The 9,920-nt window shown below is 48.1% G+C and carries 10 protein-coding genes; 4 read left to right on the forward strand and 6 right to left on the reverse strand.

Annotated features, from left to right (window positions below; genetic code table 11):
• Positions 1–280: 280 nt before the first annotated feature.
• Both pepV and B3K91_RS13475 read right to left on the reverse strand, forming a co-directional pair.
• A complete protein-coding gene (pepV, locus tag B3K91_RS13470; RefSeq protein ID WP_292592331.1) occupies positions 281–1,681 on the reverse strand; it encodes a dipeptidase PepV in 1,401 nt (466 codons plus the stop codon).
• A gap of 12 nt (positions 1,682–1,693) precedes the next feature.
• On the reverse strand, positions 1,694–2,791 hold the full coding sequence (locus B3K91_RS13475) for a MalY/PatB family protein (protein WP_214059792.1): 1,098 nt from the start codon (positions 2,789–2,791) through the stop codon (positions 1,694–1,696).
• 182 nt (positions 2,792–2,973) lie between these two features.
• Here B3K91_RS13475 and B3K91_RS13480 point away from each other — a divergent pair, with 182 nt between their 5' ends.
• Positions 2,974–3,192: a hypothetical protein gene (locus B3K91_RS13480; protein ID WP_292590623.1), complete on the forward strand. Its 219-nt coding sequence runs from the start codon at positions 2,974–2,976 to the stop codon at positions 3,190–3,192.
• Positions 3,193–3,215: 23 nt separating this feature from the next.
• Here the strand turns inward: B3K91_RS13480 and B3K91_RS13485 are convergent, their stop codons facing one another.
• Positions 3,216–3,785 (reverse strand): phosphatase PAP2 family protein, encoded by a 570-nt coding sequence (locus B3K91_RS13485; RefSeq protein ID WP_214059793.1) that lies wholly within the window; start codon positions 3,783–3,785, stop codon positions 3,216–3,218.
• Between the two features lie 75 nt (positions 3,786–3,860).
• Entirely contained in the window at positions 3,861–4,916 is a 1,056-nt protein-coding gene (locus B3K91_RS13490; RefSeq protein WP_214059794.1) for a tyrosine-protein phosphatase, read from the reverse strand.
• Positions 4,917–5,288: 372 nt separating this feature from the next.
• Here B3K91_RS13490 and B3K91_RS13495 point away from each other — a divergent pair, with 372 nt between their 5' ends.
• On the forward strand, positions 5,289–5,906 hold the full coding sequence (locus B3K91_RS13495) for a fibronectin type III domain-containing protein (protein ID WP_292590625.1): 618 nt from the start codon (positions 5,289–5,291) through the stop codon (positions 5,904–5,906).
• A 756-nt stretch (positions 5,907–6,662) separates the two neighbouring features.
• Here the strand turns inward: B3K91_RS13495 and B3K91_RS13500 are convergent.
• The gene (locus tag B3K91_RS13500) at positions 6,663–7,088 is read right to left on the reverse strand and encodes a hypothetical protein (protein WP_292592328.1); all 426 of its coding nucleotides are present in this window, start codon (positions 7,086–7,088) and stop codon (positions 6,663–6,665) included.
• 689 nt (positions 7,089–7,777) lie between these two features.
• On the opposite strand from B3K91_RS13500, the gene B3K91_RS13505 reads away from it, so the two are divergent.
• On the forward strand, positions 7,778–8,731 hold the full coding sequence (locus B3K91_RS13505) for a right-handed parallel beta-helix repeat-containing protein (RefSeq protein WP_214060563.1): 954 nt from the start codon (positions 7,778–7,780) through the stop codon (positions 8,729–8,731).
• A 181-nt stretch (positions 8,732–8,912) separates the two neighbouring features.
• The gene (locus B3K91_RS13510) at positions 8,913–9,092 is read left to right on the forward strand and encodes a hypothetical protein (RefSeq protein WP_214060562.1); all 180 of its coding nucleotides are present in this window, start codon (positions 8,913–8,915) and stop codon (positions 9,090–9,092) included.
• Positions 9,093–9,684: 592 nt separating this feature from the next.
• Here the strand turns inward: B3K91_RS13510 and B3K91_RS13515 are convergent.
• Positions 9,685–9,920 (reverse strand): hypothetical protein (locus tag B3K91_RS13515; RefSeq protein WP_292595405.1); only part of this gene is annotated, 236 nt, incomplete at its 5' end.

The raw sequence follows: 9,920 nt of genomic DNA on the forward strand, positions 1-9,920 counted from the left end.
TCTTTGCTCCTGACCAACCCCCAATCTGCACAATCCCCGACCCCGGTTATTCATACAACTTGCATCATGCAAATACTCTTCACAACACAAAGAGTTTTCTCCTAAGCGAAATCGGTTCTTTCCCCGCGAAGCGGGCATTGCGACCTGGGATGTTCTTCCCAGCCTTGCGTCCGCCGATGCATTCCGGCGCCTTGCGTCTTATTCCGCTCTTTCCTACAACCAACCTCTAGCCTCGTTTTTTGTTCTCACAACTCACAACTTGCAACTGATCCTTTGCTCTTCATCCGCAAAGCTCGATTATCGCCTGTGTGAATATCTTCGCACTGGTCAGCAGATCTTCAATCACCGCAAATTCATCCGGTCCGTGCATGTTATTTTCGCTGCCGGGCATAGTGCTCCCAAATGCTACACCGTTTTCCAGTCGATGAACGTACGTTCCACCTCCCATGGAGATGCAGTATCCCTTCTTTCCGGTGTAGTTTTCGTAACATCTAAGAAGTGTCTTGACGAATTCCGAGTCACCGGGAACGTGGTGAGGAGGTTTTATATCATCGTTTTGCAGAACTATGCCATACTCGGCCAGTTTTGCCTTAATTACATCAAGGAGGTTCTCTTTCGTTGCGCATAAAGGAGCCCTGCAATCGAACGTCCCGTTGAGGCTTGAACCATCGTAATCCATCATATTAAGGCTTATTGTAAGCTTGCCGGAGAGTTCATCGCTCATCGCAACGCCAGCAGCCTCACCTAGCCAATCTCCGTGAGGAAATACTGAGTTCAGAGCTTTCAGCCGTTCAAAGCCGGTACTATGAGAAACCGGGAGTCTTGAGATGACCTCCAGCAAACCCGTCAAAGCATTTCTCCCCTTATCTGGAGTCGAAGCATGACCTTGAAGTCCTTTAGCCGTGATTGTAGTCTTTTCCCCCTGAGTGGTTAAGTTGAACGAGATGCCACTCAGTTCGCTTACGGCATCACAGTAATCTCTGATCTCTTCAGGATCGATTCCTTCGACAACCGCAGATGCTTCACCGGGAACGACATTGCTCTTGATGCCTGCCTTGAAGCTCACGACCCTTGGAGTCTCGGTTGACTCTTCAAACCTGGATTCGAACTTTCCCTGGAGCCCTCCCTTTTCTATATTCACAACCGGGAAACTCGCATCCGGCGAGAAGGTCATAGGAGCCTCCTTTTCGATTCCATAGTAGTAGCGTATGTCGGATGATCCACACTCCTCATCTGTTCCTAAAATAAGTCTGACGCCGGCTTTTAGGGGGATGTCAAGATCCCTTACAGCCTTCATGGCGTATAGAGCAGCTACTGCAGGACCTTTGTCGTCGATCGTTCCGCGACCGTAAAGCTTTCCGTCCTTGACGACTGGATCGAAAGGCTCCGTAACCGACCAGCCGTCTCCCCCAGGTACTACATCGAGATGGGCCAGGATGTCCAGCTTGTTTTCGAGTTCATTGAAATCGACAGCACAAACGTAGTTGTCGTAATTCTTGGTCCTAAATCCCATTTCAGATGCCATTTCCAGAGCTGCAGCCAGTACTTCCGCCGGCCCATCGCCATACGGTCTACCCTCTTTCGCTTCTTCCCTGTCGCTCTTTATTCTTACCAGTCTCATAATGTCTCTTATCATGAGTCCTTTGTTTTGCTCGAAGTAGTCTTCAATCAGTTTCTTCATAAGAATCAATCTTCACCTCCACCTGTTATAAGTCTCAGATAATGGGTATCCGCGTCTTGCAGCTGCATCGAAAAGGTAACCCAGTGATTCCTCTATCTTGCCTCTAGGTGCAGCAACGTTCATCCGTGTGAATCCCTTTCCCCCTATTCCATAGTTTATACCACGGTCTAGGTCGAGGTATGCCTCATTAAGCAGAAAGGATTGCAGCTCGTCATCATCTAACCGAAGGCCGCGCCAATCTATCCAGATCACGAAGGACCCCTCTACTTCGGATACTCTAACATCTGGAATGTTGCTTCTAAAGAAATTCCTGATCATGTTTATGTTCTCAGCAACATATTTCTTCATCTCCCGTACCCAGTCAGAGCCTTTCGGTCCGTATCCGGCACATACCGCCGCGTGGGTCAGAGGATCTATGCTTCCATAATGATCGGCATCCCGCTGAACCCTGAACTTATCTCTTGTTTCGGAATCGGGGATAATCATATTTGCATTGTTAACGCCCGTGAAATTGAAGACCTTTCCCAGCGAGGTCGCAACTATCGAGTGGCTTTCGTTTCCAGCGACCTTAGCGTAAGGAATTGTCGAATTGCCGTTGAAGGTTATCTCTCCGAATATCTCGTCACTGAAGACAAGGACGTTATATCTTTGAGCAAGTGAAGAGATTATCTCTAGATCTGAAGGCCGCCACACTTTCGCAATGGGGTTGTGAGGATTGCACAATACGAAAAGCCTGTTCTTATCAACCTTCATGCATCTCTCAAGGTCGTCGAAATCCATCGAGTACTTTCCGTCTTTGTAGATCAGAGGATTGCTTACTATCTCTCGATTCGTCCTTCTGACTGCCTGTTCATACCTGTTGTAGACAGGAGGCTGTACGATAACGCCGTCTCCCTCTTCTGTGAATGCCCTTATTGTCGTTGCGACTGAGTGAATCGTGCCGTAGGTAGGAACTATCCAGTCTTTCTCTATCTCCCAGTCTCGCATGTTCTTCATCCACCAGCGTATGCTTGAGAGATACTTATCATCGGCAAGAGTGAATCCCATAAGCCCAATCTTCGCTCGCTTTACAAGGGCGTCGATTATTACCGGAGCGGTCTTGAAGTCCATCTCGGCACCGGCATAGGCTTCGTATGGGGGCTTGTAACGGATACAGTCAATAACCTCGGCGGAAACAAACTCATGATACCCTCAGACAACTTCGCCGCTCATTCTATTTCTTCTTCGCTTTCACAGAAAATCGCGATGATGAACTCAACGAAACTAACCGTGGAGACAATGCTTCTGTTGTAATGTGGGCAGAAACGACGGCGATTTTCACAACGTATATTCCGGCCGGGGAGGAACAGGTTCCTGTTTTACAGACGCCAGCCCCGATTCCGCTCGTCGCCGCATCCAGTGTTAACGGAGGCAAGGTTGTCGCCGTTTCCTGTGCTTTTACCTTTCACGGCACTCTGATGAGATTGGCTCCAGGCGACAATGACCTATTTAGAGCCATAGTCGAATGGTAAGCATCGATGAAAGAGTGGAGTGACTACTGCAAGTTTCCGGATTTGTCGTTATTCTCAGGTTTGATAATTGTATACTTCTCGAATAGTCCGACGGTAATGATGCCGCATAGCGCTCCGAGTACAACCCCGGCGACCACGTCCGAGAAATAACTGAAATAGACGTATATTTCGGCAAGCGCTATGAAAGCAGAGAGCAGGACAAGGGGGACTCTGAGCATCTTGACGTTGTTCCAGAGAACGGCGGTGTAGGCAAATGAGATAGTAACCGGAGAAGATGGGAAGGAGTAAGTTTCGGGAATCGGAAAGATTATCGCATACCCCTCGATAAACTCGAGTGGTCTCAACCTCCCGAAGACAGGCTTAAGGATAACGAAGGCGACAAGCAGACTTATCCCCAGCCCCAGTGAAGTCATGTAGCCGGCCCTGCGGAACCTCTTGTCGAAGAGGAGAAGGACCGTCAGTAGTATCCATACGAGGGCCCCCCTTTCGAGAAACAGCATAAAAGAAAGGAACAGATCCATTACCTCTCCAGATATTGCCGAGTTCAGCGAATTCATTAACGAAAGCTCAAATTCATTCAACGCATCCCACATACAGCCACCACCAAAATCCTATCAAAAGAGGCGGCTCAACACCGCCTCTCGATAATAACACCTTCAGTATCCTATTTATCTTAGAATATCTTGAATAGCGGCGATCTCTGTGTAAGTGAGACCGGCCCTCTTCGTCAGGTAGTCAAGCGCAACGCTCTTGACGTTGACATCGTCAACTGGATTGCCATTGTTCATAAGAACGAAGAGATCGGCGATAATCTTCTTCACTGCATCGTAGGCTGCCGTTCCCTGCTTCACATTGTAGTAGTTCTCATAGGATTTGACATAGTCCGCGTAGATCTCGTCGGTCTTTGCGTTCATAATCGCTCCAAGCAGAGCGGAGGCGATTCCGGCCCTGTCCTTGCCTTCAACGCAGTGGATCAGATACGGCGGCTCGTGAGAGATCATGAATCTCAGGCCCTCTCCAAGTTTCTTCGCGAAATCTTCAGCGAGAGGATCTACTCCCATATTTAGGTTTATCAGGTTTCCGGCTTCACCGATTGCCTTGTAATACTCCGAGTACTCCCAGTTCGAAGCAAGCTCTTCGTCTGAATCGGAGAGATTGATTACAGTCCTGATTCCCGCTTGCTCTATTAGGGCCGATGCGTAAGGCGACCTGGGATCGCTGATTGAAGGATGGGAACATCTGTATAGCTTACCGGGTGCGATCTCTCCAATCGTTACTTCCCTGAAGTTTGCAAAGATCTCATCGCTAGCATAATCATCCCTTACATCCGTTCTTACAAGGTGTCTGATCTCCAATTCGTCCCTATAGGCCCCCTTCTCAATAAGCCCCATATTAAGAAGATCTCCAACGGCAAGTCCGTAGGTCTGAGCGAAATTGCCATAGTTGATGGCAAGAAGAACATGGTCGCCGGAATACCTTGCCAGCGGCTGTCCCCTGTCGACATCGCCGTATGTAGTTACGAATGGAACCATGATCGTTGTAGTGCCCATAGTCACGTAAACAAGATCTCCAGCTTCAATGGCGGCATAAACAACTGCTTCCATCGGAATATTCGTATGAACGTTACCGTACTTATCAATCTCGGCCACTGCACCAACGATTCCGGCAAGCATCAAAGCTGACAGAACCACAAAAACACCCAGTAACAATCCTTTCTTAAGCATAAAACACCTCCACCTATCCTATTTAGACGTTAAGATATTTGCACCATAATTATATCACCAGCGACTTTTAATCACGAAGAGACCAATCATCATTATCCGCATGATACGATGATCAGACAACCGAATAGCTCTGTTGTCACGCACTACGACTCCCGCTACTCCGTTTATACCACACATGGAGACGTACAGAAACGAACAAAGAAGTGTTCGCACTCTTTTCCGAAGAATTCTCAAGAAGAGAGTCTGGCCGCTAGAGACTGAATCGACCAGCTCCGTTCTAGAATCAATAGGGAGATGTTTGGTAGATAGGTACTCACTTTTCGGACGAACTATTGATTTCATCTCCTAATTCGGATCGTGGAGGAGAATGAGATGAAGAATGTTCGCCTGATAGTGGTTTTGGCACTTGTTTTTTTCTTTCTTACAGGCTGTCCTATCAAGAATGGCAAGCCAGAATGGGGAGTTATAGAAACGATTGTCAAGAATATTGAAGAGCACTTTCAGATCAACCTTGCCGAGTACAGCTCAGACCCGGACGGTCATCTTATATCGTACAAGCTAATAGGAGGACCAGGAACCATTACAGGGAGCCTTTACGAGTGGACAGTCAGCGGGCCTCTCGGCAACATCACAGTGACAGTGAGGGCGGAGGATGAAAAGGGATTGTCTACTGACAAGACATTCACGATAACGGTCAAGTCGTTCCCCAACGTCCCGTCAAGTCCCTTCCCGGCAAATGGTGCAAAGGATACGAACTTCGAGGTGACCCTGTCCTGGGAAGGCGGAGACCCCGACGGAGATCCGGTACTATATGATCTCTACCTCTCTACAGCTCACAATCCCACTCTTTTCATATCAAATCGAACTACTAACAGCTACACCAAGAGCGGTCTCTCGCCCAACACAACATACTACTGGAAGATAGTTGCAAGAAACGAGGGGTTGTCTGGCGTAGCCGGCCCAATATGGAGCTTCACAACAAAAAAATGAAATCCAGCGAAGGGCAATATAAAACTGTATATAGGGGGAGAATCCGCAAATTCGAGATGTTCGCTGTGCTCACGGGAAGACCAAGATTCTGACCGGGATCATGTAAGAATCACGAAAAAGAACATTTGTCATCCCGATATGCAACTGATCGGGATCTCGAATGTAAGAGCCGCTTTTCGCTGAACGCTGAAAGATCCGCTTGCTAGAAGACGCTGTGCGCTTTGAAGAGCCGTCCTCCGATAAGATCATATTGAGAAAGAGCATTGTCGAGATGTTCGCTGCGCTTACGAGAAGGCGGGAGAAAAGTCAGTCACCTTCGGTGGCCAGTTCCGCTTCGCGGGCTAAAAGCCGGTAAACGCTCCAAAGAACCGCTGTTTGCTTATCGCTTGGAAGAGAAGAAGTTCTCCGTTGGGTGTCCGAGAGGAAAGATCTGTTCTTCGTTCCAGAGCAGAGCGAGGATCTGTTCTTTGTTCTTGGTCAAGGTCATATTTCCAGAGCATGGCAAACCCAGACCAGGAAATTGTCAGGCCGACGAACGGAGCTGGTTTTGACAAACCAGATTTTACCATTCTTTGCTCTTGGCCAACCACTAACTACGTATCACCAATAACGGCTCTTAGCGCGAAGCTTCTTCTAAAACTCAAAGCGTCTTCTCTGTCTCCATCGGAGAGCGGAGGACCGCTGACGGTTAACGTATTTTGCTCTTTCCAGCGTTAAGCGGCTCTTACAGAAGGACGTTTCTCTTGAAAGCACAAATCAATACTCGTTGGATCTGGAAATGAGCCATTTGCCAGATTCGTTCTTAATCCTCCAGATGTAAGTCCTGTAGTCAATCGGTCCGGAATTCCATTTGATTTCTACGCTGAATTCCACTCTGGCTTCCGTGACTCCCTCGTTGAAATCAACGTCAACGTTGCTCGTCCTGTCGAAGTGAATGACGTTCCTTCCTTCAAATCTGCTTGAATAGGCATCGATGATCTGCGAGTGCGATTTGGACGCCGTGTTTATTACGGCCGGATTTGTGTACAGCCCCGCAAGCTCTACAGAGTTCTCCGCTTCCCAATACTTCTCGAAATCGCTCACAAGTCCACTCACCTTTATCGTCGGGCCTAAAATGAAACAACCCGAAAGCAACAGCAACACAACGACCAAAGATAATATTGACAGAATTATCTTTTTCATCTCTTCGCCCCCTCTGCAAAATAACTTTCATCCGAAGCACATTCCATGAAACTCCTGTCCTCTCACTTTCGTCCCTTGCTTAAGTTTCATCTCGATCCTTGCTTTAGAAAGAATGCCCGCCTGCAACGCTACTCTCGATTAGCGCTTCCTCGTCTACTATCTAAACCCCGCATCGAAGCTCATCTCTACCCTCATCTTCTTTTTTGGAGTTCGATCGTCTAGTCCTAAGTCTCAAAAATATCACAGACCCTTAGAATACGCTCATCTGTGCTCTTGATCTTCAATCCCCGCTAGAGCGGTGGAGAGTGTGCACCTTGAAGCCCGTCTGCAACCATGCTCTCATCAAAGCGTTCCAGTCAACGAGAAGAGCTCCTATCGCTGTAATGTCATTAGATCTCACAGATGACTGTTCTGAGCGAGATGCACCCCCATCCCCAGTTTGCTGCTCTCCTCCCAAATACAATGGAGCGAAAGTCTTTCTTCATCCATGCATTGAAGAGGACAAGAAATTCTAGCACCTGCATTGTCGAAATCGGCTCGCGGGAAGGACTCATTCCCTTTTCCGACACACCGCTTCGATGAAGACCCCACGCCTCGATAGCAATGCTTAACACCCTATTAGTAACAGTTCTCTCTTATTTCATGTAGATGGTTTAGACTAAAGATCAGAAGTAGACGGAGGTGTTACCATGAAGAAGCTTCTTTTTGTGCTGCTCGTATGCTTTGTAATAAGCTCGATCAGCCTTGGACAAGGCGAGGCCGGCATCTTGGTGGTCGGCGACCCGGACGGCCAGTACTCAACCATACAGGCAGCAATAGATGACGCGAAGGCCGGAGATACGGTGAAGATTCTCCCCGGAACATACAGAGAGGGTCTGACTGTAAGCAAGGAGATCAAGCTTATAGGATCGTCCAGAGACGAGGTTATAATAACACCCGAAGAAGGAAAAGATCTCGGGATATTTGTCAGGGGCGCTGCAAATTTCTCGATCGAGAGCGTCACTGTCATTTCGAGCGGCGCGGCAATCAACGTATCGAGATCCTCGGGCAAGATAGTAGACTCCTTCATTGCGGGCGGAAGATTCGGAATCTCTTTCAGCGGCACCGGAATGACCATTGAAGTAATCGACTCACACATAACCTGCTATCTCGGAATGGACAATGAAGATCATCTCGAAACCAGACTCGCAGGAATCTACGCATATGGCAGCGCAACAGTGATTGCAGAGAACTCCGTATTTGAAAGAAACGGAGTGGGGATAAGCCTAACCAACGATATCAAGTACCAGATCCAGAACTGTACATTCACAGGAAACACGATAGGAGTTTCGCTCGGTGGAGACGCAACCGGTTCTCTTGTGGGAAACATAATCACGAAAAACGTCGAAAACGGAATACTTATAAACTCATCTTCCACAACCACACTCAAAGACAACCTCTTCTACGACAACATCTGGCACGGACTCGATCTTTACCTCAACAGATGTACCGAGTGCGAGTGTGGGGGTGAAGAATTCAACGGCACGGTCGTTGGATCGGGGAATGTATTCAAGTCCGAAGACGAGATCTGCCCGATCGACTACTGGGACGAAACCTTCTACAGTTTCGACGAGGATCTGGGAAAGAGCGAGGACGAAGACTGAACCCGACAAACCCCTAGGACATCGGCAATGCCTTGGTGATTTTTTTGTATAACCGTAGTCTTTAATTCTCCGGGCTCAAATGCGTTGATTTCAATCCTGATGATAATTATAGCCATGCAGCGATAGCTACGGATCGTGAGCTTGTTTGAGAGAGTATGGTATACTAATGTTGGGTGATGAGATGTCGAAAATCGACTGGGGCAGAGTGCAAAGCAAAGTGAGCATAGCGCTATCAATAGGACTGGCGGTTGCTGTAATCATCATGGTATTCGCTCTCATAAACCTGACAAAAGCAAACTCTTCCTCACAGGCTTTCATAGACTCAATCAACGAACCAACCACTGTCGAATCGAACAGATGAGAAGGCACCCACTACAACGCATTGACTAGTTAGGTGCCCAGCCCCGTCTATGGGAGGCAAAGACTCTCCCCGCAATGAGCAAATAGACACCCGATTTTTATCGATAGCTCTCAGCTACACTCTCCGACTGGTTTTCAGATTCTAAGGGTCAGACTCGAAATCTTCACTGTGGGAGGAAATTGTCAAAGATTTCATTCTAGACATTTGCTTGCTCCAGCCATCCGTATGACACAGGATGCACTCTTTGCCGAGCTCGTGGATTCCGCACGAATCCCCTTTTGATGCTTGATGCTTAGCCGTGAACGTGCTCGGTCATTTCCGGCCTGCCTGAATGGAACTAAGGAGTCATAGTTCATGAGAAAGCAGGAAGGTTGTCTTTTCCTTCCTGCCTTTTGGGTGTGTATTACAGTTGCAAGTTACAAGTTCTGAGTTGCAGTAATCGTTGACCGTTGTCGGTTCGCCATTCTCCGCATTAGAGCAGTTGCAATCTTAAGAACCGCTGTACGCTTAGAAGCTGAAACCCCGCTGATCGCTGTGAGGAACGAAGAGGATCTCCCAGCCCTGAAACGAGGACCTATCTCAAATTTCGCCTCTAGTGGCGACCCTTCTTTGCATGAAGCGGATCCCTCGCCCCTTTTCGGCTATGGAAATACTTGATTGATCTCTTCGTCCATTCCATGATCTCTTCATTCACTTCGTAGATATCGTTCAGCTCCTCGGCATCTCCGATCTCTTCGGCGTAGGCCTCTGTTATTTTCTCTCTCAAGGTCGCTTCATAGCGCCGGACATCCAGAAGCGCCGCCGCGCGAAACATCTTTATGCTCTCTT

The organism is Mesotoga sp. UBA5847, assembly GCF_002432735.1.
Lineage (GTDB): Bacteria > Thermotogota > Thermotogae > Petrotogales > Kosmotogaceae > Mesotoga.

Excerpts from the sequence above, each read along its gene's own strand:
- B3K91_RS13485 (WP_214059793.1), bottom strand. The coding sequence starts at position 3,785 with ATGTGGGATGCGTTGAATGAATTTGAGCTTTCGTTAATGAATTCGCTG.
- B3K91_RS13510 (WP_214060562.1), top strand. The coding sequence starts at position 8,913 with ATGTCGAAAATCGACTGGGGCAGAGTGCAAAGCAAAGTGAGCATAGCG.
- B3K91_RS13495 (WP_292590625.1), top strand. The coding sequence starts at position 5,289 with ATGAAGAATGTTCGCCTGATAGTGGTTTTGGCACTTGTTTTTTTCTTT.
- B3K91_RS13490 (WP_214059794.1), bottom strand. The coding sequence starts at position 4,916 with ATGCTTAAGAAAGGATTGTTACTGGGTGTTTTTGTGGTTCTGTCAGCT.
- pepV (WP_292592331.1), bottom strand. The coding sequence starts at position 1,681 with ATGAAGAAACTGATTGAAGACTACTTCGAGCAAAACAAAGGACTCATG.
- B3K91_RS13475 (WP_214059792.1), bottom strand. The coding sequence starts at position 2,791 with ATGGACTTCAAGACCGCTCCGGTAATAATCGACGCCCTTGTAAAGCGA.
- B3K91_RS13500 (WP_292592328.1), bottom strand. The coding sequence starts at position 7,088 with ATGAAAAAGATAATTCTGTCAATATTATCTTTGGTCGTTGTGTTGCTG.
- B3K91_RS13480 (WP_292590623.1), top strand. The coding sequence starts at position 2,974 with ATGTGGGCAGAAACGACGGCGATTTTCACAACGTATATTCCGGCCGGG.
- B3K91_RS13505 (WP_214060563.1), top strand. The coding sequence starts at position 7,778 with ATGAAGAAGCTTCTTTTTGTGCTGCTCGTATGCTTTGTAATAAGCTCG.